The organism is Hydrogenophaga sp. UC242_50 (genome assembly GCF_042697355.1).
GTDB lineage: Bacteria > Pseudomonadota > Gammaproteobacteria > Burkholderiales > Burkholderiaceae_C > Hydrogenophaga.
In genome coordinates this window covers 1,986,806-2,007,052 of record NZ_CP170553.1, presented here as the reverse complement: position 1 = coordinate 2,007,052, position 20,247 = coordinate 1,986,806, and the positions used below count along the sequence as shown (strand labels likewise).

Sequence of the window (20,247 nt, the reverse complement as noted above, 5' to 3'; positions counted from 1 at the left end):
GCTCGGGACTCAGACATAGTGATCGATCAGCAGCGCGGCGAAGAGCACCGCGAGATGAATGAGGGAGAAACGGAAGGTTTTGCGCGCGAGCGCATCGGAGTAGTTGCGCCAGAGCGCGAAGGCATAGCCGCAGAAACCGATGCTCAGCACCACTGCGACCACGAGGTAGATCCAGCCGCTCATGCGCATCACGAAAGGCATGAGGCAGGCGGCGAACAGCACGAAGGTGTAGAGCAGGATCTGCAGGCGCGTGAACTCGGAGCCGTGCGTGACCGGCAGCATGGGCAGGCCGGACTTGCGGTAGTCCTCCACCCGGTACAGGGCCAGCGCCCAGAAGTGCGGCGGTGTCCAGAGGAAGATGATGAGGAACAGGATCAGCGCCTCGGGCGACACCACGCCGGTCATCGCGGCCCAGCCCAGCACCGGCGGCATGGCGCCCGAGGCGCCACCGATCACGATGTTCTGCGGCGTGAGCGGCTTGAGGATCACGGTGTAGACCACCGCGTAACCCACGAAGGTGGCGAAGGTGAGCCACATGGTCAGCGGGTTGACCCAGAGGTAGAGCACGGCCGAACCGGCGACGCACAACACGGCCGAGAAGGTGAGTGTCTTGCCGTTGGTGAGCTGGCCCTTGGCGGTGGGGCGCCAGGCGGTGCGCTTCATCTTCGCGTCGATGTGCTGCTCGACCACGCAGTTGAAGGCCGCGGCGGCACCTGCCACCAGCCAGATGCCGAAGCAGGCGATGGCCGCGAGCCGCACCTGGGCCCAAGTGGGCGCGCCGGGAACGGCCAGCACCATGCCGATGAGGGCGCAGAACACGATGAGCTGGATCACGCGCGGCTTGGTCAGCGCGTGGTACTGGCGCCAGACCGAGGGCAGCGCGGCGGCAATAGGAGGGGTGGGCGCGGTGCTCATCGGATCGGTGTGGACAGGTGCAGGGAAGTGGCGGACGAAGCGGCATCGCGCTGGCTGGCGCGGCGCGTGCCGCAGAGCGCGCCGGTGAGCACGATCACCAGCGCGGCCGCGCCGCCGGTGTGGCCCACGGCGGCCAGCAGCGGCCAGTCGAGCACCACGTTGGTCAGGCCGCTGGCGAACTGCCAGGCGGCCAGCAGGAGCAGCGCGCGCGCGGCGGGTCGCATGCCGTCCACCGACCACAGGCGCCAGCCCAGCCAGAGCATGGCGGCCAGCACGAGGTAGGCCATGAGGCGGTGCACGTAGTGGATGGCGGTCAGCGCGGGGAAGGTAATGAGTTCGCCGGTGTGGTTCTGGCCCAGCTCGCGCCAGAGCGTGAAGCCCTCGCGGAAGTTCATCGCCGGCCACCAGCTGCCCTGGCAGGTGGGGAACTCGCCGCACACCAGCACGGCGTAATTGGTGCTGACCCAGCCACCGAGGGCGATCTGCAGCCACAGCAACACGAACACCGCGCCCAGCGCCCAGCGCAGGCGGCCCGGCAGCGGCACGGGCCCGGCGTGGCCCGGCTCGGCCAGCGCGTAGCCCACCGACTGCGCGCGCAACAGCGCGAGCAGACCGAGGCCGCCGAGCAGGTGCAGCGTGACGATGGCGGGGAACAGCTTCATGGTCACGGTCAACGCGCCGAACGCGCCCTGCAGGCAGACCCACACCAGCGTGACCAGCGGCCACACGTAGGACACGCTCAGGCGCCTGCGCTCGACCCAGCTGACCATGGAGAGCACCAGGATCAGCACGCCCACGGCGGTGGCGAGGTAGCGGTGGATCATCTCGATCCAGGCCTTGGAGAAGGTGACCGGGCCGTGCGGCATGGCTTCCTGCGCGGCCGCGATCGAGGTGCTCGCGCCCACCGGGCTTACGCTGCCGTAGCAACCTGGCCAATCGGGACAGCCCAGGCCGGAGTCGGTGAGGCGCGTGAAGGCACCGAACAGCACGAGGTCGAAGGTGAGGAACAGCGTGATGAGCGTGAGCACCCGCAAGCGGTGCGCGGGCGGCGCATGGCGGTTGCGCAGCCACACCCAGGCCAGCGGCCCGAGCGCGATCACCACGCCCAGAAGCATCAGGCGCGCCACCGGCGCGAGGTCGTACAGGGGTTGGGCGTCCATGTCAGTTCGCGGGGCGACCTTCCTTGTCCCAGGACGAGGAGGCGCGCAGCAGGCGGTCCAGGTCGCGCTTGGCCTGCTTGGGGTCGAGCTTGGCGGGGAAACGCATCATCCAGTTGCCCAGCGGATCGACGACGTACAGGTGGTCCTCGATCTTCTGACCGGGCGCGGGCTGAAGCCAGCCGGCCACGGCCTGCGGGTCCACCTGCAGCACGACGGCGGGGGCCGTGGCCTTCTGCAGTGGCTCGGGCAGCGCGGCGTCCCCGGTGCGCAGCCAGACCCAGTCCAGCCGGTCCTTTTCGCGGCCCAGGGTTTCGCGCAGCTGGCGCTGCAGGTACAGGTGCTCCACGCAGGCGTCGTTGCAGGCGCTGTCGGCCACGCTCACGAGCAGCCACTGGTCCTTGAGGCTGCTCATGGGGACGGCGCGGCCTTGTGCGTCGGTGCCGGTCCAGGCCGGCAGCGGGCGCTGGGGATCGATCAGCTCGCCGTAGTTCTGCCGGCCTTCGGGGCGCACCACGTAGTACATGAAGTACGACGCGATGACCGGCGCGGCGCACACCAGCATCAGGCCCAGCATCTTCCAGCGGCCCTTGCGCGTGCTGGCCGCCGCGTCCGCGCTGGCCTGGTCCAGTTGCGGCAGGCTGTGCACGGTCAGGGTCAGGGGTTCATCGGGCGTCTGTGCCATGGGATCTGCGCTTTCGGCGGGGGGAGAGGATTTGGAACCAGAGATAGAGGAAGCCCGCGAGGGCACACAGGGCGAACCACTGGAAGGCATAGCCGTGGTGCTTCTGCACGTCGATCGCGACGCGCGGCCACTCGCGCAGCAGGCCATCGGCGGCGGCATCGGTCTGCAGCACGGACACCGCCAGCAAGGGCAGCCCGGTTTCCTGCGCGAACGCCGCAAGGTCGATATTTTGCCGGATCACCCCCGTGCCCGCCGCGCCGAGCTCGTATAGCTTGCCGGGCGGGGGGGCCAATCGGCCTTCCAGCCGCACCAGGCCCGCCGGGGTGGGGACCTCGGGCACGCGGTTGCGGTCGGTGAAATCGCGCGGCACCCAGCCGCGCTGCACCAGCACCACGCGCTCGCTGCCTTCGAGCCGCAGCGGCGTCACCACGAAGAAGCCCACCCGCGTGTTCATCTGCCGGTTGTCCAGGAACACGGTGCGCCCGGGCACCCAGGTGCCGCTCAGGCGCACGGGGCGGTGCACGCCAGCCGTGGCATCGGCGGAATCCAGAAGTTCTTGCGTGTCCCAGGCGGCCAACCCGCCGCGCTCGTTGATCTGCGCCTGCAAGGCCAGTTTCTGCGCCGCGCGATCGAGCTGCCACAGGCCCAGCGAGGCCGTGGCCGCCATGGTGAGCGCGGTCGCGGCGGTCACAATCCAGAAACGCCAGGTGGAGCGCCGCATGGTCAAGCCACCCTGGCCCGGGCACGGATAATGGAGCGCATGAAGTACCTGGTCATCGCGGCATTCGTTGCCATCATTGGAAGTCTCGCCGCCGCCCTGGTGTACATGATGCGCGGCGGCAGCGACACCGAGGAGGACGGCACGCCGCGCAAGAACCACATGGCGCGCGCGCTGGCGTTTCGGGTCGGTTTTTCCATCCTGCTCTTCGTCGTGGTGCTCATCAGCTACCTGATGGGCTGGATCCAGCCCACCGGCCTGCCGCTGCGCGGCTAGAACCGTCGGGCCCCTTCAGCAAAAAAGCGCCGGAAGGCGCTTTTTTGTGGCAGTTGCCCGAGGAAGGTGGACGCACCACCCGACCCAATCACATCCAGTAGACGAGGATGTACAGGCCCAGCCACACCACGTCCACGAAGTGCCAGTACCAGGCCGCGCCTTCGAAGCCGAAGTGGCGCTGGGCCGTGAAGTGACCCTTCTGCAGGCGCAGGGTGATGAACAAGAGCATCAGCATGCCGACGAACACGTGGAAGCCGTGAAAACCGGTGAGCATGAAGAAGGTGGAGCCGAACACGCCCGAGGAGAGCTTGAGGTTCAGGTCGGCATAGGCGTGGGCGTACTCATAGCCCTGCACGAACAGGAAGACGATGCCCAGCAGCACGGTCACCCACATGAAGGCGATGGTCTTGCCACGGTTGCCGACCTGCAGCGCGTGGTGGGCAATGGTCAGCGTCACGCCCGAGGTCAGCAGCAGCGCGGTGTTGATGGTGGGCAGCCAGAACGGGCCCATGGTCTGGAAAGGCTCGACGATGCCACCGGGCGACGCGGTGGCGCCGGCCTGCAGGCTGGGCCAGACGGCCGAGAAGTCGGGCCAGATCAGCGCGTTCTCGATGTTGCCCAGCGCCGGCACGGAGTGCGTGCGCGTCCACCACAGGGCGGTGAAGAAGGCGCCGAAGAACATCACCTCCGAGAAGATGAACCAGCTCATGCTCCAGCGGTACGACAGGTCGATCTTGTCGGCCATACATGCCGCTTTCGCTTTCACGCACCGACTCGCTGAACCACTGGAACAGCACGAACAGCCAGAACACCAGGCCGAACGCCAGCGAATACGCGCCCCAGCCGTGGCCGTTGATCCACTGCCCGGCACCCAGGATGACGAAGAAAAGGCCGATGGCGGCCATCACCGGATGGCGCGAGGGTCCAGGGACGAAGTAGTAGGGCGTCGTGCCGTGGGTTGCTGCTGACATGCTCACTCCTGTTGTGCTTTCGCTTGTATCTAATGTCAAAAATCAAAAATCGTATCGGGTCGCCGTGTCTCAGCCGACGACCCAGTTCACCACCACGATCAGCACCGCCACGAACAGGATCGCCATGCCCACGCCCACCGCCATCAAGTGCAGCGGATTGAGCTTGGCGATGTCCTTCTGGTAGTCGGCGTTGCGGCGCACGCCGAGAAAGCCCCAGGCCACGGCCTTGACCGTGTCGATGAAAGAGCCCTTGCGTTGATGAGCAGGTGTGGGTGTGGTCATACGTCCCCCGTGGGTTTGAGCGTGGCCGGGCTTTGGGCCTGCGGCGCGTCATCGGTCGGCGCGGCCGGCACCTTGCCGCCCACCTCGAAGAAGGTGTACGACAGGGTGATGGTGGACACGTCCTTGGACAGCCGGGGATCGATGACGAAGGCCACCGGCCATTCTTTCTTCTCTCCGGCCTGCAGGGTGTACTGCGTGAAGCAGAAGCACTCGAGCTTGTTGAAGTGCGCGGCCGCCTGTTTGGGGGCATAGCTGGGCACCGCCTGTGCCGCCATCGTGCGGTTCTGGATGTTCTGGAACTCGTACATCACCGTGGTGAGCTCGCCCGGATGCACCTGCAGCGAGCGCACGGCCGGCTTGAAGTGCCAGGGGCCGCGGGCGTTCGTGTCGAATTCGACGGTGATGGTGCGCGTGCGGTCCACCTGCGTGTTCGCAGGCAGGCTCGCGGCACCGGGCACACGCAGTTCCGACACCGCCAGCACGTTGATGCCCAGGGCCTCGCAGATATGCCGGTAGATCGGCACCAGCGCGTAGCCGAACGCGAACATGCCCAGCGCGATCACGCAGAGCTTGCCCACCATCTTGAGGTTTTCGCGCTGAACGGCCATGGTCAGAAGCCCAGCAGGAAGCGTTTGCCCACGAAGCCGAGGAAGAACACCACGGCCACGGACGCGAGGATCAGGCCCAGGCGGCGGTTGTTCTTCTTCTGTTCGGGTGTCATGGCGTTGGCAGACATGGCGTGAAAAGGCTTAGCCGATCACCTTGGTGGCGGTCGCGTCGAGCTTGGGCGGGTTTTCGAAGGTGTGGAACGGTGCCGGCGACGGCACTTCCCACTCCAGGCCCACGGCGCCTTCCCAGGGGTTCTGGGGGGCCTTCTCGCCCTTGCCGCGCATGGCGGGCACGACCACGGCCAGGAAGAAGTACACCTGCGCCAGACCGAAGCCGAACGCGCCCACCGAGGCGATCGCGTTGAAGTCGGCGAACTGCATCGGGTAGTCGGCATAGCGGCGGGGCATGCCGGCCAGACCCAGGAAGTGCATCGGGAAGAAGGTGATGTTGAACGAGATCATCGACCACCAGAAGTGGATCTTGCCGCGCGTTTCGCTGTACATCACACCGGTCCATTTGGGCAGCCAGTAGTAGATGCCCGAGAACATGGCGAACAGCGAGCCGGCCACCAGCACGTAGTGGAAGTGGGCCACCACGTAGTAGGTGTCCTGCATCTGGATGTCGATCGGCGCGACCGACAGGATCAGGCCGGTGAAGCCACCGATGGTGAACACGAAGATGAAGCCGACGGCCCACAGCATGGGGGTCTCGAAGGTCATCGAGCCCTTCCACATGGTGGCGATCCAGTTGAAGATCTTCACGCCCGTGGGCACGGCGATCAGCATGGTGGAGTACATGAAGAACAGCTGGCCCGTCACCGGCATGCCGGTGGTGAACATGTGGTGGGCCCACACGACGAAGGACAGGATGGCGATGGAGCCGGTGGCGTACACCATGGAGGCGTAGCCGAACAGCTTTTTTGCGCGCGAAGGCGGGCACGACCTGGCTCACGATGCCGAAGGCCGGCAGGATCATGATGTAGACCTCGGGGTGGCCGAAGAACCAGAAGATGTGCTGGTACATGACCGGGTCGCCGCCGCCGGCGGGGTTGAAGAAGCTGGTGCCGAAGTGGCGGTCGGTCAGCGTCATGGTGATGGCGCCGGCCAGCACGGGCATCACGGCGATCAGCAGGTAGGCGGTGATGAGCCAGGTCCAGCAGAACATGGGCATCTTCATCAGCGTCATGCCGGGTGCGCGCATGTTCAGGATGGTCACGATGATGTTGATCGAGCCCATGATCGAGGACGCGCCCAGGATGTGCATGGCGAAGATGCCGGCGTCCATCGAGGGGCCCATCTGCAGCGTCAGCGGCGCGTACAGCGTCCAGCCGGCGGCGGGTGCGCCCCCGGGCATGAAGAACGAGGCCACGAGCATGATGGCCGCGGGAATCATCAGCCAGAAGCTGAAGTTGTTCATCCGCGCGAAGGCCATGTCGGACGCGCCGATCTGCAGCGGGATCATCCAGTTCGCGAAGCCCACGAAGGCCGGCATGATGGCGCCGAACACCATGATCAGGCCGTGCATGGTGGTGAGCTGGTTGAACAGTTCGGGGTTCACCAGCTGCAGGCCGGGCTGGAACAGCTCGGCGCGGATCAGCAGGGCCAGCACGCCGCCCACCATCAGCATGGTGAAGGCGAACAGCAGGTACAGCGTGCCGATGTCCTTGTGGTTGGTGGCGTAGACCCAGCGGCGCCAGCCCGTGGGGGCATGGTGGTCGTGGTGATCGTCGTGGCCGTGTGCGTCGTGGTGGTCAAGAACTGCACTCATGGTCGATTCCTTTGAGACTCAATGTTTTTCTGTCAACAGATCACTTGCGGGCGGCCAGCACTTCGGCCGGCTGCACGATCTGTTCGGTCTTGTTCGACCAGTTGTTCTTGGCGTAGGTCATGACCGCGGCCAGTTCGGTGTCGGACAGCTGCTTCCAGGCCGGCATGGCGCCGCCTGCCGCACCGTGCAGCAGCACATTGATCATCTTGGCGTGGTCGGTGTCGGTCACGATCGCGGAGCCATCGAGGGGCTTGATCGGGCCGGCGCCCTTGCCGTTGGCCTGGTGGCAGGCCGCGCAGTTGGCGGCGTAGACGGACTCGCCGCGCTTGACCAGGTCGGCCAGCGTCCAGACCTTGCTCGGGTCATCGGCGGCAGCGCCCATGGCCTTCTGGCGCTCGGTCACCCAGGCGGTGTATTCCTCGGCCGACACCACCTTCACGTGGATCGGCATGTAGGCGTGTTCCTTGCCGCAGAGTTCGGCGCACTGGCCGTAGAAGTCGCCGGTCTTCTCGGCGCGGAACCAGGTGTCGCGCACGAAGCCGGGAATCGCATCCTGCTTGACGCCGAAGGCCGGCACCATCCAGGCGTGGATCACGTCGTTGGCGGTCGTGATGATGCGCACCTTCTTGTTCACGGGCACCACGAGCGGGTTGTCCACCTTGAGCAGGTAGTCGTCCGTGGCTTCGGGCTTGCCGCTGTTGGACATCACGCGCTGGTTGTTGTCCAGGGTGGAGAGGAAACCGATGCCCTCGCCCTCGCCCTTGATGTAGTCGTAGCCCCACTTCCACTGCATGCCCGTGGCCTTGATGGTCAGGTCGCTGTTGGTGGTGTCCTTCTGGGCCACCAGCACCTTGGTGGCGGGCAGGGCCATGCCGATGACGATGAGCAGCGGGACGATGGTCCAACCCAGCTCCACCCAGATCGGCTCCGGCAGCTCCTGGGCCTTGTGCCCGGCCGCCTTGCGGTGCTTCAGGATGGAATAGAACATCACGCCGAAGACGATGACGAAGATGACGGCGCACAGGACCATCATGAACCAGTGCAGCCAGTGCTGCTCCTCGGCGATGCGGGTCACCGGGGGGTGGAAGTTCAGCTGGTTGACCGCCGGGCCGCCAGCGAGGTCCTTGACCGCCTGAGCAGCGACCGTGGACCAGGCGCCTGCGCCCAAGGCCAGCGTGGTTGCCACGGCGCGGATCGTGGCCCACCGGTTTCGCAGGGAATGCACCTTTTTATTCGTCGTACTCACTTTAAGCGCCTCAAATATAAGTATTGATTTATATCAATGCCGATTAGAACAAATTTTCCGGGCACACCTACCCAAAACCCCACCATCACGCGCCACGCAAGGCCTGGCGTATCTCCCGCGCCAGCACCGGCCGCAGTTCGGGGCGCAGAAAGCGCCCCACCCTCACCGACTGGCCGCCGCAGCGGAGTTCGACCATCTGGTCGTCTTCTCCCCGCGGCTCCACCTGCACCCACTCACGGGCGAACTCGCACCGCTTCGTCCGTCCCGCCATCTCCTGCTCCACCACCAGCCGGCCTTCCAGCAAGCGGATGCGTTCGCCGTCGGTGGCGTGGCGGGCATAGGCCAGAAAGGCCACCGCCACCACGATCAACTCCAGCACCGCGAAAGGCAGCACCAGCGTTGCACCTTGCGACCAGAAGAATCCGGCCACACCCAACGACACGACACACATGGAGGCATAGAGCCATCCCAGTTGTGCGGGCGTGACCGAACAGTTGCGCTTCAGCGACCACTCCATGCCTTGTTCAGACTCGGTCGCGAAACGATGAGCGTTGCAGGTAAGGTTCACCACCCACCACCGGTTCAAGCCGCGCTGCGCCCGAAGGCGCGCGCGTTAACGCAGGGAAAATCCCCTTGAAACTTGGATCGCCTCCAATTGTAGCGGCGAGAAGGGTGCCGCCCGGCTGCAAAGCCGCCCCATCCGACTCGGACAATGCGGTATCTCCAGGCGAGAAACGGCCCGCCGCCAGCCCGGCTCAGCCCCTGCGGCCCCGCAGCATGGCACGCATGTCTTCCATCGGCACCGTCGTCGCAGGCCCCATGGGCACTCGCGGCGTGGGCTTGAAGGCGTGGCCGTAGATGATTTCGAAGGTCAGCAGCAGCCGGCCGTCGGCCGCGCGCGGCAGGCCCGTTTCGATCGCCTCGCACAGCCGCGCACGCCAGCCCCGCGACCGACAGGCGGCAAACCGGCCCGAATGAAGGTTGCGGCCCAGGCTGCGCAGCTCGGCCAGCAAGGGTTCCGCCCCACTGTACGAGAGGGTGATGCGCTCCATGTCCATCACCGGCTCGGCAAACCCGCTGTGCACCAGCATGTCGCCCCAGTCGTGCATGTCGGTGAAGGCGTGGGCCGGCTCGGGCCAGCCTTGTGCCGCGTACACCACGCGCAGTTCGCGCAGGCTGTCCGGCCCCAGGCAGGAAAACATCAGGAAGCCGTTGGTCTCGATGTGTGCGTTCCAGCGCTTGAGCAGCGTTTGCGGCCGTGGCTCGGTGTGCAAGGCCATGTTGGCCCAGAGCATGCCCACCCGGGTGTCGGCGTTCGCCGCCTGCGGGCCTCGGCTGCGCCCCCAGTTCAGGGGGTTCCAGCCCGGCCCGCCCCCTTCCCGGGTGGCCTGCAAGGCCTCGGGCAGGCGCTGTGCGGCCACGTGGCAGGGCGCGTCGGGCAACTGAGACCGGAGCTGCTGGTGCGCGAGCAGCCCGCCGCCCACGGGCTCCCAGTGCATCCAGCTGGCGGGCGGCTCGCGGAACCATTTCAGGCGTTCGGCCATGCGCGAGGCCACCTCTTCGTGCAGCCACGGACTGGTCGTCGCGGCGCGTTGCTGCCAGCGCAGGGCCGCGACCGGGTCCATGTCGGGCACGGGGGTTTCAGTGGGGGTGGAGGTGTTCAAACGGGATGCCGGCGGGCGGGACAACAAGGCCGCGCCAGTATCTGGCCCCATGCTCAACCCCTGGCGCACGCTCTGGAATTCCCTGCCCGGCACCTGCCAGGTCTGCGGCGCCTGGCCATCGAGCGCGGTGTGCGAGGCCTGCGCGGCGCGGTTCCAGGACGAGGCGCCCCGCTGCACGGCGTGTGCCGACCGCGTGCCCGTGGACGTGCCGCTGTGTGGGGCCTGTCTCACCCGGCCCACGCCGGCCGCGCTGCACGCCTGCGCGGCGGCTGTGGACTATGCCTACCCTTGGGACGGCCTGATCGCCCGCTTCAAGTTCCGCCAGGAGCCTGGCTGGGCCGGGCCTTTCGCGCGGCGGATGCTGCAGGCACCGCAGGCCGGCGCCCTGCTCTCGTCATGCAACCTCCTCGCCCCTGTGCCACTCACCCCGGCGCGCCTGGCCGGGCGCGGCTACAACCAGGCCTGGGAGCTGGTGAAAGCCCTGCGGCGCGCGAGCACGCCTGCCGCCCGGGCGCCGGCCCTGGCCGAGGCGCTGGTCCGCCTGACCGAGACCCCCGACCAGCACAGCCTGCCCCGTGAGCAGCGCCTGCGCAACCTGCAAGGCGTGTTCGCCGCCCACCCGTTGCACGCGCCCCGGCTGCACGGCCGGCACGTGCTGCTGGTGGACGACGTGACCACCACCGGCGCCACGCTGCAGGCAGCGGCCCAGGCCTTGCTGCAGGCAGGGGCGGTCCGGGTCAGCGCGCTGGTGTTCGCGCGCACGCCAGCGCGGTAAGCTCGCCCGCCACCATGTTCCACATCGTCCTCGTCCAACCTGAAATCCCGCCCAACACCGGCAACGTGATCCGGCTCAGCGCGAACACCGGGTGCACCCTGCACCTCATCGAGCCCCTGGGCTTCTCCATGGATGACCGCCACATGCGCCGCGCGGGGCTCGACTACCACGAGTACGCCGATCTGCGCCGCCACGCGGACTGGGCCAGCTTCCTGCAGACCGAAGCACCGGACCCGCAGCGCATGTTCGCCTTCACCACCCGGGGCAGCCACAGCGTGTTCGACAACACCTTCCAGGCCGGCGACTGGCTGGTGTTCGGCTCCGAGACGCGGGGGCTGCCCGACGCGCTGCGCGAGTCCTTTGCGCCCACGCAGCGCCTGCGGCTGCCCATGGTGCCTGGCCAGCGCAGCCTCAACCTGTCGAACGCCGTGGCGGTGACCGTGTTCGAGGCCTGGCGCCAGCGGCAGTTTGCGATGCCGGTTCCGTGACGCAGGTCACGCAAGTGGCGCACGGCATAGATCACATCGCGCGCGAAACGCGCAACATAGGCTTGCCAACCTGATCGGGACCGCGCGGCTCCACACCCTGTGGGCGGCGGCCCGATCGCCACTCTGCGCATCACGGACCGCCTGCATGGAGACCGCCCTGATTTCTGTCCTCACCCGGATCTTCCGCGTGAACCTCGCGTCTCGACAGCGCGCGCCCAAGAGCCCCAGCCTCAAGGAGTTGGCGCGCATCCGGCGCCATCTCGAGCGCAGCATCGAGGACTGCCCCGGCACACCCGCGATCCGGCTGCGCAAACAGATCGATCAGGCCCACACGCCGCAGGAACTCTGGCTGCTGCGCAACGACGCGTACCAGCTCATCTCGCAGCGGCACAACCAGTCGGTCGCCGCCGAGCGCATCAACCGGCTGATTCAGTACTTCGAAGGCTGGCTCGAGCCCAAGCAGCTCATCCGCATCAAGTAGGCCGGCCTGCCCGCGCGCTCAGGGGTACTGGCGCACCAGCGATTCGGCGAAGCACACCGGCTTGTCGGCCCCCTCGCGCTCCACCACCACGCCCCAGGTCATCTGCTGCCCACCCTGTTCGATGGACTCGATGGCCTGCAGCGTCAGGCGCGCGCGCAAACGGCTGCCCACCGGCACCGGCGCGGTGAAGCGCACGCGGTTCAGGCCGTAGTTCACCCCCATGCGCGTGTTCCGGATATCGAAAGAGGACTCGAAGAACACCGGCAGCAAGGACAGCGTGAGAAAGCCGTGCGCGATCGGCCCACCGAACGGCCCGGCCTTGGCGCGTTCCACGTCCACGTGGATCCATTGGTGGTCGCCAGTGGCCTCGGCGAAGCGGTTGACCTGCTCCTGGGTGATCACCACCCATTCGCTGACGGCCACTTCCTGGCCCACGCAAGCCGCCAGATCGGCCAGGGATTCAAAGGTTTTCATGCGAGCCACTGTATCGCCGGCCCCGCGCCGCGCATGTCGGGCCGGCGACACGGCACCGCCGGGTGTCAGCGATCAAGCCACTCGCAGATGCCCTGCCACTGCTTGAGGTCCTTCTCGACCCGGCTGGGCGTGACGTCGAACAGCGTGAGCCCGCGCGCCGCGAGGTGCACGTAGTTCTGCGTGTCGCGCAAGGCGCCCAGCACGGGCAGGCCCAGCCCGGTCACGAACTCGCCGAGCTTGTCGGCCGCGATGGTGCGCATGTCCACCCGCATGCCGACGATGCCCACCTGCAGCTGGCCCGCACGGCGGGACTCGGCCAACTCATCGATGAAGGCGCGCGTGGCGTAGATGTCGAAGATGCTGGGCTGCAACGGCACCAGCACCTTGTCGGCGATCTTGAGCACGTCCTTGAAGCGCCAGCCATGCAAACCAGCGGGGGTATCGAGCACCACGTGGGTGACGTCCTTGGGCGGCCGCGCGATCAGGTCCTGCGAAACCTCCCAGGTCTGGATCGGCCGGGCCTCGGGTGGGCGCAGGCGCAGCCAGAGGGCCGACGACTGCTGGCGATCGGCATCGCCCAGCATGACCGAGTGACCCTGGCGGGCAAAGTAGCCGGCGACGTTGGTCGACAGCGTGGACTTGCCAACGCCTCCTTTGGGATTCGCAACCACCACGATGGGCATGAAAAGCTCCTTTGTGTGCGGGACGCCCCACACGGACAGCGTGATGGGGAGGGGGGTATCGGGCGCTATGTTATCGCCACCGCGTCCCACACCAGTTTGCAACCGGTCAGGAACATCCCCACATAGATGAGCCGGTAGAACAGCTGAGGCTCGATGCGCTTGGCAATGTAGACCCCGAGCCAGACCCCGAACGGGGCGAACGGCAGCAGCGCCAGCGAGGTCGCCATGTTGCGCAGATCGAGCAGACCGAGCCAGGCGTACGGCACCCATTTGGCGAGGTTGACGAAGAAGAACAGGTAGGCCAGCGTGCCGGTGAAGACCGCTGGCGACAGACGCATCGGGATCACGTAGGCGTTGAGCGGCGGCCCACCGGCGTGCGCCACGAAGCTCGTGAAACCCGAGGTCACCGTGAGCAGCGCACCCACCCAGCGCGGCGGCGGCGCGCTGTCGGGGCGCGGCGGAAACAGCAGGCGCTGCGCCAGGAACACCAGGGTGAACACGCCCACCATGCCCGCCACCACGCGAGAATCGAGCCATTTGAAAAGCAAGGCCCCGACCACGAGGCCGACCAGGCTGCAGGGCACGAGGAACATCAGCAGGCGGCGGTCGAAGTTCTTGCGGAAGGCCGCCATGCCCAGCAGGTCCATCAGCAGCAGCACCGGCATCAGGATGGCGGCGGCCTGCGGCACCGTGACCGCCAGCGCCATCAAGGGCACGGCCAGGGAACCAAAGCCGGCGCCAAAGCCGCTCTTGCTGATGCCCAGCAGGAGCACCGCGGGAATCGCGACGAGGTAGAACGAGGGATCGGTGATGAGCGGGAAGTTCAAGCGCGCGATTGTCGCCGCAGGCGAATGCCCTTGCCTCCCGCCCGGCGAGAATCGGCGCATGCACAACATTCAGTTCTGGGGCGAGACCCTGCGCCTGCTGGTCGAGCTGGCGGCCACGGTGGCCTTTGCACTCTCCGGCATCCTCATGGGCGCGCGCATGCGGCTGGACGCCGTGGGCGTGGCGGTGGTGGGCTTCCTGGCCGCCTTCGGCGGCGGCACCCTGCGCGACCTGTTGCTCGATCAGCGCCCGTTCTTCTGGGTGCGCCACGTCGAGCTGCTCTGGGGCGTGCTCGGGCTGTGCGTGCTCGCCATGGTGTTCCTGCGCGGGCGCCACATGAAGCTCACCGAGCGCGCCATCCAGTGGCCCGATGCGCTGGGCCTGGGCCTGTTCACCGCCACCGGCGTGCACCAGGCCTTGCTGCTGAACATGCCGGCGCTGGTGGCCGTGCTCATGGGCCTGATCACCGGCGTGTTCGGTGGCGTGCTGCGCGACGTGGTCTGCAACGAGATCCCCACCGCCTTCAAGGACCACCGCCCCTATGCGCTCTGCGCCTTCGCCGGTGGCTGGCTTTACGTGGGACTGTGGGAGATCGAGGCCCCGGGCTGGATCGCCCTGGTGGCCTGCGTGGTGTTCACGGCCGGCCTGCGAGGCCTGGCCCTGTGGCGCAACTGGCAGCTTCCCGCGTGGAAGTTGTAGGCCCCCACGCTCCGCCGCTGCGCGGGTCGCAGCCCCCCGAGGGGGCTGAGCCCGGCCTTGGGGCGGCCCGGCGGCGGGCTCGCCCTCAGACCTTTTCGATCACGAGCGCGATGCCCTGGCCCACGCCAATGCACATGGTGCACAGCGCGTAGCGGCCACCGGTGGCGTGCAGGCGGTTGACCGCCGTGGTCGCCAGCCGCGCGCCGCTGGCGCCCAGCGGGTGGCCCAATGCGATCGCACCGCCCCAGGCGTTCACGCGCTCGTCGTCGTCCTTGAGCCCCAGCATGCGCAGCACCGCCAGGCCCTGCGCGGCAAAGGCCTCGTTGAGCTCGATCACGTCCAGCTGCTCCAGCTTCAGCCCGGTGAGCGCCAGCACCTTCTGTGTGGCCGGCGCCGGGCCAATGCCCATCACGCGCGGCGCCACGCCGGCCGTGGCCATGCCCACGATGCGCGCCTTGGGCGTCAGGCCGTTCTTCGCCGCCGTGGCCTCGTCGGCCAGCAGCAGCGCGCAGGCGCCGTCGTTCACGCCACTGGCGTTGCCTGCCGTCACCGTGCCATCGGGGCGCACCACGCCCTTGAGCTTGGCCAGCGCTTCCAGGCTGGTCTCGCGCGGGTGTTCGTCCTTGTCCACCACCAGCGGATCGCCCTTCTTCTGCGCGATGGTCACCGGCGTGATCTCGCGCGCGAGGTGGCCCGCCTTCTGCGCGGCCACGGCCTTGAGCTGGCTGGCCAGCGCCATGCGGTCCTGCGCCTCGCGCTCGATCTTGTAATCGGTCGCCACGTTCTCGGCCGTCTCGGGCATGGAGTCCACGCCGTACTGGGCCTTCATGAGCTTGTTGACGAAGCGCCAGCCGATGGTGGTGTCGTAGACCGCGTTGGCGCGGCTGAAGGCGCTCTCGGCCTTGGGCATCACGAAGGGCGCGCGGCTCATGCTCTCCACGCCGCCGGCGATCATCAGGCCGGCTTCACCGGCCTTGATGGTGCGCGCGGCCGAGCCCACGGCGTCCAGGCCGGAGCCGCACAGGCGGTTGATGGTGGCGCCGGGCAGCTCCAGCGGCAGGCCGGCGAGCAGGCCGGCCATGCGCGCGACGTTGCGGTTGTCTTCGCCGGCCTGGTTGGCGCAGCCAAAGAGGATGTCGGCCACGGCGGCCCAGTCCACGCCGGGGTTGCGCTGCATCAGCGCCTTGAGCGGGATCGCACCGAGGTCGTCGGCACGCACGCTGGAGAGGGCGCCGCCGTAGCGGCCGAAGGGGGTGCGAATCGCGTCGCAGATGAAGGCTTGGTTCATGTGTGTTCTCCTCAGGTCAACCTGCGACTGTACCCAAGCCGGGCGCAGGGGTGCGCGGCATGCGGGAGAATCCCCGCACCATGTTCAGCCCATCCCAAGCCGACGTGCGGCGCTTCTTCTGCGCCGTTCACCAGAAACAGTTGCTGCAACAACCCATGGAGGCCATCGAAACCCTGGCCGGCCAATGGATCGCCGAGCACAGCGAGTACCACGCCGAACTGTCCGACGTGGACGCGGCCCTGGCGCGCCTGGGCGAGCCCGACAGCGGCCGCGACAACCCCTTCCTGCACCTGTCCATGCACCTGTCCATCAGCGAGCAATGCAGCATCGACCAGCCCCCGGGCATCCGCCAGGCGGTGGAGCTGCTGGCCGCGCGGCGCGGCGACCTGCATGTGGCGCACCACGAGGTGATGGAGTGCCTGGGCAGCATGCTCTGGGAAAGCCAGCGCGCGGGCCGGCCACCCGACGGGCAGGCCTACATCGACGCGGTGCGGCGCAGGGCCACGCGGGACTGACCACAAAAAAAGCCGCTCGATGAGCGGCTTTCTTGATGGGTGGCGGCAGGTCAGCGGAAGCGCGATTGCGGCACGACCTTGAGTTCACCGTCCACCGTGGACAGGTACTTGGCGATCTCGCGCATTTCGGCCGGGGTGTACTGCTTGGCGATGCCGGCCATGATGCCGTTGGAGCGGCCGATCATGTTGTTGCCTTCGACCGTGTAGGCCTTGAGCGCGAAGAACAGGTAGTCGGCGTGCTGGCCGCCGATCTTGGGGTAGCTCGGGTCGATCGGCTTGCTGAAGTTGGCGCCGTGGCAGGAGGCGCAGGCGCCCTTCTCGATCAGCGCGGCGGCCGCGGTGCTGGCGGTGCGGGGCGCTTCGGGGGCGGCCTTGTCGGCCTGCGACGCGTAGTAGGCGCCCAGATCGGCCATGTCCTGCTCGCTCAGCGAGCCCGCGATGCCGCGCATGGTGGGGTGCTTGCGGTCGCCCTTCTTGTAGGCGTGGAGCGCCGCCACGATGTACTTGTCCGACTGGCCCGAGATCTTGGGGACCTTGTGGATCTCGGGGAAGCTGTTCTGGTAGCCGACGATGCCGTGGCAACCGATGCACATTTCGGCCTTCTTGTGGCCGGCTTGCACATCACCCGTGACGCCCTGGGCCTGGGCAGCGAGAGCGACGGAGAGGGTCGCAGCGGCGACAAGGGTGCGGGCGATCGTGGACAACATTGGAATCATTTTGCAAGCACAATGAATGGAACCGGCTGAGAAAATCAACCCCTGATTATATAGACTGGTCCTCAGCCCCGGCCACACCCCCGCCAACCTTCGCACAAGGCGCTTTTTCATGAAATTCCAAGGTTCCGAGAATTACGTTGCCACGCAAGACCTGATGCTGGCGGTGAACGCCGCCATCACCCTCAAGCGCCCGCTGCTCGTCAAGGGCGAGCCTGGCACCGGCAAGACCATGCTCGCCGAGGAAGTGGCCGGGGCGCTCGAGCTGCCGCTGCTGCAGTGGCACATCAAGAGCACCACCAAGGCGCAACAGGGCCTGTACGAGTACGACGCGGTGAGCCGCCTGCGCGATTCGCAGCTGGGCGACGAGCGCGTGAAGGACATCCACAACTACATCGTCAAGGGCGTGCTGTGGCAGGCCTTCACGGCGGACGAGCCGGTCGCGCTGCTGATCGACGAAATCGACAAGGCCGACATCGAGTTCCCCAACGACCTGCTGCGCGAACTCGACCGCATGGAGTTCTACTGCTACGAGACGCACGAGATGATCCGCGCCAAGCACCGCCCGCTGGTGTTCATCACCTCCAACAACGAGAAGGAACTGCCCGACGCCTTCCTGCGCCGCTGCTTCTTCCACTACATCAAGTTCCCCGACGCCGAGACCATGCAGCGCATCGTGGACGTGCACTTCCCCAAGCTCAAGAAGGAACTGCTGGCCGCGGCCATGAAGACCTTCTACGACGTGCGCAACCTGCCCGGTCTGAAGAAGAAGCCCAGCACCTCCGAGCTGCTGGACTGGCTCAAGCTCCTGATGGCAGAGGACATCCCGCTCGAAGCCCTGCAGAGCGCCGACAGCAAGGTCAGCGTGCCGCCGCTGGTGGGCGCGCTGCTCAAGAACGAGCAGGACACCACGCTCTTCGAGAAGCTGGTCTTCATGAACCAGCGCAACCGCTGAGCCCACCATGGACAAGCAGACCCGCAATGCATTCAAGGAAGGCCTGGCCGATGCGTCGGGCTTCGTCATCGGCTCGCTGGCCGGCTGGGCCCTGGGCAAGCAGCTGGGCCTGGACTTCTTCGCCGCGCCCGATGCCTTCGGCTGGCGCGAGATGGCCGGCCTGGGCCTGATCGCCCTGGGCTGCGGCGTCGGCAAGCTGGTGGCACGGCGCCTGATCGCGCCGCCACCGCCTCCCTCACCCTGATGTCCACGCCATGGCCTTCGTCGAACCCCTCACCCTGCGCGCCAACGGCCTTGCCCTGGTGCCGCTCGCGCTGGACCACGAGCAGGGGCTGCGCGCGGCCGCCGCCGACGGCGAGCTCTGGAAGCTGCGCATCACCTCGGTGCCCGAGCCCGGGCAGACGCGCGCCTACATCGAAACCGCGCTGCAGATGCGCGCCGAGGGCCACCGCTTTGCCTTCGCCGTGACCGACGAGGCCAGCGGCCGGGTGCTGGGCAGCACCAGCTACCACGACATCCTGCCGGCGGTGAAGCGGGTGGAGATCGGCTACACCTGGTACGCCCAGAGCGTGCAGCGCACCCACGTGAACACCACGTGCAAGCTGCTCATGATGGGCCACGCCTTCGACACGCTGGGCTGCCACGTGGTGGGCTGGCGCACCGACAATTACAACTTCGCCTCGCAGCGCGCGATCGAGCGGCTGGGCGCGAAAAAGGACGGCGTCATCCGCGGCCACGCCCTGCGCCGCGACGGCACCATCCGCGACACGGTGATGTACAGCATGCGGTCGGGCGAATGGCCCGAGGCCAAGGCCCAGCTGCTGTACCTGCGGGACATGCACGCCTGACGAACCCGGGAGATCGCCATGCTGATCGATTTCTTCTACACCCTGCGTTCGGCCAAGCTGCCGGTCTCCGTCAAAGAGTACCTGACGCTGCTCGAAGCGCTGCAGGCCGACGTGGTGGGACCGCGCAACCCCGAGGCCTGCTCCATGGACGACTTCTACTTCCTGGCGCGCACCGCGCTGGTGAAGGACGAGAAGCACTACGACAAATTCGACCGCGCCTTCGCCGCCTACTTCAAGGGCGTGGAGATGATCGCGGACTTCACCAAGCCGATCCCGGCCGACTGGCTGCGCCAGGAGATGGAGCGCATCCTCTCCGAAGAGCAGAAGGCCAACGCGCCCAAGATGGACTGGGACGAGCTCATGGAGACGCTGCGCAAGCGCCTCGAAGAGCAGAAGGAACGCCACGAGGGTGGCAGCAAGTGGATCGGCACCGGCGGCACCTCGCCGTTCGGCCACAGCGGGCAGAACCCGCAGGGCATCCGCATCGGTGGCAAGGGCGGCAACAAGACCGCCGTGAAGGTGTGGGAGCAGCGAGCCTACCGCGACTACGACGACACGCAGGAACTGGGCACGCGCAACATCAAGGTGGCGCTGCGCCGCCTGCGCAAGTTCGCGCGCGAAGGCAACGACCTCGAGCTGGACCTGCCCGACACCATCCGCGCCACCGCCGCGAACGCCGGCTACCTGGACATCAAGATGATCCCGGAGCGGCACAACAACGTGAAGGTGCTGCTGCTCATGGACGTGGGCGGCACCATGGACGAACACATCCAGCGCGTGGAGGAGCTGTTCTCGGCGGTCAAGAGCGAGTTCAAGCACCTGGAGTTCTACTACTTCCACAACTGCGTCTACGACTTCATGTGGAAGAACAACCGCCGCCGCTACGCGGAGAAGTTCCCGACCTGGGACATCATCCGCAAGTACAACAAGGACTACAAACTCATCTTCGTCGGCGATGCCACGATGAGTCCTTACGAAATATTGCAACCTGGCGGCAGCGTGGAATACAACAACGAGGAGGCCGGCGCCGAGTGGCTGCAGCGCCTCACGCACGCGTTTCCGAAGTTTGCGTGGATCAACCCGGAACCCCAAGGGGTGTGGCAGTATCGACAGAGCATCAGCGTGATTCAGCAACTGATGGGCCAGCGCATGTACCCGCTGACCTTGAAGGGGCTCGAAGACACGATGCGCCTGCTCTCGAAATAACGGCCGA

Annotated in this window: 25 protein-coding genes and 2 pseudogenes; 10 read left to right on the top strand and 17 right to left on the bottom strand. The window is 67.0% G+C overall.

What is annotated here, in order from left to right:
• Positions 1-9: 9 nt before the first annotated feature.
• The 4 genes from cyoE to ACFJGX_RS10290 are packed head-to-tail and all read right to left on the bottom strand — an operon-like array spanning position 10 to position 3,478.
• Positions 10-915: a heme o synthase gene (gene cyoE, locus ACFJGX_RS10305; protein ID WP_382321542.1), complete on the bottom strand. Its 906-nt coding sequence runs from the start codon at positions 913-915 to the stop codon at positions 10-12.
• Positions 912-2,075 carry a heme A synthase gene (locus ACFJGX_RS10300; protein WP_382321544.1) on the bottom strand — a complete coding sequence of 388 codons (1,164 nt, stop codon included), beginning with the start codon at positions 2,073-2,075 and terminating at the stop codon, positions 912-914. Before ACFJGX_RS10300 ends, cyoE begins: the two co-directional genes overlap by 4 nt.
• Before the next feature lies 1 nt (position 2,076).
• Complete coding sequence (locus ACFJGX_RS10295; protein WP_382321547.1) at positions 2,077-2,757, bottom strand: SCO family protein; 681 nt, start codon at positions 2,755-2,757, stop codon at positions 2,077-2,079.
• Complete coding sequence (locus ACFJGX_RS10290) at positions 2,738-3,478, bottom strand: SURF1 family protein (RefSeq protein WP_382321549.1); 741 nt, start codon at positions 3,476-3,478, stop codon at positions 2,738-2,740. The genes ACFJGX_RS10295 and ACFJGX_RS10290 overlap by 20 nt, the downstream gene beginning before the upstream one ends.
• 39 nt (positions 3,479-3,517) lie before the next feature.
• On the opposite strand from ACFJGX_RS10290, the gene ACFJGX_RS10285 reads away from it, so the two are divergent.
• Entirely contained in the window at positions 3,518-3,751 is a 234-nt protein-coding gene (locus tag ACFJGX_RS10285; RefSeq protein WP_137922029.1) for a twin transmembrane helix small protein, read from the top strand.
• Between the two features lie 88 nt (positions 3,752-3,839).
• Here ACFJGX_RS10285 and ACFJGX_RS10280 read toward each other — a convergent pair.
• The 8 genes and pseudogenes from ACFJGX_RS10280 to ACFJGX_RS10245 all read right to left on the bottom strand — a co-directional run bounded on the left by ACFJGX_RS10280 (position 3,840) and on the right by ACFJGX_RS10245 (position 10,251).
• Positions 3,840-4,722 (bottom strand): annotated as a pseudogene (locus tag ACFJGX_RS10280) (cytochrome c oxidase subunit 3).
• Positions 4,723-4,791: 69 nt separating this feature from the next.
• Positions 4,792-5,004: a DUF2970 domain-containing protein gene (locus tag ACFJGX_RS10275; RefSeq protein WP_291121574.1), complete on the bottom strand. Its 213-nt coding sequence runs from the start codon at positions 5,002-5,004 to the stop codon at positions 4,792-4,794.
• A complete protein-coding gene (locus ACFJGX_RS10270) occupies positions 5,001-5,612 on the bottom strand; it encodes a cytochrome c oxidase assembly protein (RefSeq protein WP_366834034.1) in 612 nt (203 codons plus the stop codon). The genes ACFJGX_RS10275 and ACFJGX_RS10270 overlap by 4 nt, the downstream gene beginning before the upstream one ends.
• A 2-nt stretch (positions 5,613-5,614) precedes the next feature.
• Complete coding sequence (locus tag ACFJGX_RS10265; RefSeq protein WP_366834041.1) at positions 5,615-5,725, bottom strand: cytochrome oxidase small assembly protein; 111 nt, start codon at positions 5,723-5,725, stop codon at positions 5,615-5,617.
• Between the two features lie 28 nt (positions 5,726-5,753).
• Positions 5,754-7,380, bottom strand: a pseudogene (gene ctaD, locus ACFJGX_RS10260) (cytochrome c oxidase subunit I).
• Between the two features lie 40 nt (positions 7,381-7,420).
• Positions 7,421-8,575, bottom strand: coding sequence for a cytochrome c oxidase subunit II (gene coxB / locus ACFJGX_RS10255; protein ID WP_382325711.1), 1,155 nt, complete (start codon positions 8,573-8,575; stop codon positions 7,421-7,423).
• Positions 8,576-8,711: 136 nt separating this feature from the next.
• Positions 8,712-9,143, bottom strand: coding sequence for a DUF2244 domain-containing protein (locus ACFJGX_RS10250; protein ID WP_382321551.1), 432 nt, complete (start codon positions 9,141-9,143; stop codon positions 8,712-8,714).
• 238 nt (positions 9,144-9,381) lie between these two features.
• On the bottom strand, positions 9,382-10,251 hold the full coding sequence (locus ACFJGX_RS10245; protein WP_382325713.1) for a biotin synthase: 870 nt from the start codon (positions 10,249-10,251) through the stop codon (positions 9,382-9,384).
• 31 nt (positions 10,252-10,282) lie between these two features.
• Here ACFJGX_RS10245 and ACFJGX_RS10240 point away from each other — a divergent pair, with 31 nt between their 5' ends.
• From ACFJGX_RS10240 to ACFJGX_RS10230, 3 genes are all read left to right on the top strand, one after another.
• Positions 10,283-11,065, top strand: a complete 783-nt coding sequence (locus tag ACFJGX_RS10240) for a ComF family protein (protein WP_382328341.1) — start codon at positions 10,283-10,285, stop codon at positions 11,063-11,065.
• Positions 11,066-11,079: 14 nt separating this feature from the next.
• The gene (gene trmL / locus ACFJGX_RS10235; RefSeq protein ID WP_382321555.1) at positions 11,080-11,553 is read left to right on the top strand and encodes a tRNA (uridine(34)/cytosine(34)/5-carboxymethylaminomethyluridine(34)-2'-O)-methyltransferase TrmL; all 474 of its coding nucleotides are present in this window, start codon (positions 11,080-11,082) and stop codon (positions 11,551-11,553) included.
• 145 nt (positions 11,554-11,698) lie between these two features.
• The gene (locus ACFJGX_RS10230; protein ID WP_382321557.1) at positions 11,699-12,034 is read left to right on the top strand and encodes a hypothetical protein; all 336 of its coding nucleotides are present in this window, start codon (positions 11,699-11,701) and stop codon (positions 12,032-12,034) included.
• Between the two features lie 18 nt (positions 12,035-12,052).
• On the opposite strand, the gene ACFJGX_RS10225 is transcribed toward ACFJGX_RS10230, so the two are convergent.
• The 3 genes from ACFJGX_RS10225 to ACFJGX_RS10215 all read right to left on the bottom strand — a co-directional run bounded on the left by ACFJGX_RS10225 (position 12,053) and on the right by ACFJGX_RS10215 (position 14,018).
• Positions 12,053-12,508, bottom strand: a complete 456-nt coding sequence (locus ACFJGX_RS10225; RefSeq protein ID WP_382321559.1) for a MaoC family dehydratase — start codon at positions 12,506-12,508, stop codon at positions 12,053-12,055.
• Positions 12,509-12,573: 65 nt separating this feature from the next.
• Positions 12,574-13,191: a ParA family protein gene (locus ACFJGX_RS10220; protein WP_291121582.1), complete on the bottom strand. Its 618-nt coding sequence runs from the start codon at positions 13,189-13,191 to the stop codon at positions 12,574-12,576.
• A 65-nt stretch (positions 13,192-13,256) separates the two neighbouring features.
• Positions 13,257-14,018 carry a sulfite exporter TauE/SafE family protein gene (locus ACFJGX_RS10215; RefSeq protein ID WP_291121583.1) on the bottom strand — a complete coding sequence of 254 codons (762 nt, stop codon included), beginning with the start codon at positions 14,016-14,018 and terminating at the stop codon, positions 13,257-13,259.
• Between the two features lie 58 nt (positions 14,019-14,076).
• Here ACFJGX_RS10215 and ACFJGX_RS10210 point away from each other — a divergent pair, with 58 nt between their 5' ends.
• Positions 14,077-14,715, top strand: a complete 639-nt coding sequence (locus ACFJGX_RS10210) for a trimeric intracellular cation channel family protein (RefSeq protein WP_382321561.1) — start codon at positions 14,077-14,079, stop codon at positions 14,713-14,715.
• A gap of 85 nt (positions 14,716-14,800) precedes the next feature.
• Here the strand turns inward: ACFJGX_RS10210 and pcaF are convergent, their stop codons facing one another.
• Positions 14,801-16,003 (bottom strand): 3-oxoadipyl-CoA thiolase, encoded by a 1,203-nt coding sequence (gene pcaF, locus ACFJGX_RS10205; RefSeq protein ID WP_382328339.1) that lies wholly within the window; start codon positions 16,001-16,003, stop codon positions 14,801-14,803.
• An 80-nt stretch (positions 16,004-16,083) separates the two neighbouring features.
• Between pcaF and ACFJGX_RS10200 the strand changes: the two genes are divergently transcribed.
• Positions 16,084-16,518 carry a DUF1841 family protein gene (locus tag ACFJGX_RS10200; RefSeq protein ID WP_382154903.1) on the top strand — a complete coding sequence of 145 codons (435 nt, stop codon included), beginning with the start codon at positions 16,084-16,086 and terminating at the stop codon, positions 16,516-16,518.
• A 50-nt stretch (positions 16,519-16,568) separates the two neighbouring features.
• Here ACFJGX_RS10200 and ACFJGX_RS10195 read toward each other — a convergent pair whose 3' ends face one another.
• Positions 16,569-17,225: a c-type cytochrome gene (locus ACFJGX_RS10195; protein WP_382154900.1), complete on the bottom strand. Its 657-nt coding sequence runs from the start codon at positions 17,223-17,225 to the stop codon at positions 16,569-16,571.
• Between the two features lie 118 nt (positions 17,226-17,343).
• Between ACFJGX_RS10195 and ACFJGX_RS10190 the strand changes: the two genes are divergently transcribed.
• The 4 genes from ACFJGX_RS10190 to ACFJGX_RS10175 are packed head-to-tail and all read left to right on the top strand — an operon-like array spanning position 17,344 to position 20,240.
• Positions 17,344-18,186, top strand: a complete 843-nt coding sequence (locus ACFJGX_RS10190; protein WP_382328337.1) for an AAA family ATPase — start codon at positions 17,344-17,346, stop codon at positions 18,184-18,186.
• Positions 18,187-18,193: 7 nt separating this feature from the next.
• Positions 18,194-18,430 carry a hypothetical protein gene (locus tag ACFJGX_RS10185; RefSeq protein ID WP_382154894.1) on the top strand — a complete coding sequence of 79 codons (237 nt, stop codon included), beginning with the start codon at positions 18,194-18,196 and terminating at the stop codon, positions 18,428-18,430.
• Positions 18,431-18,440: 10 nt separating this feature from the next.
• Positions 18,441-19,034 carry a GNAT family N-acetyltransferase gene (locus tag ACFJGX_RS10180; protein WP_382154891.1) on the top strand — a complete coding sequence of 198 codons (594 nt, stop codon included), beginning with the start codon at positions 18,441-18,443 and terminating at the stop codon, positions 19,032-19,034.
• An 18-nt stretch (positions 19,035-19,052) separates the two neighbouring features.
• Positions 19,053-20,240: a VWA domain-containing protein gene (locus ACFJGX_RS10175; RefSeq protein WP_382321565.1), complete on the top strand. Its 1,188-nt coding sequence runs from the start codon at positions 19,053-19,055 to the stop codon at positions 20,238-20,240.
• Positions 20,241-20,247 lie beyond the last annotated feature (7 nt).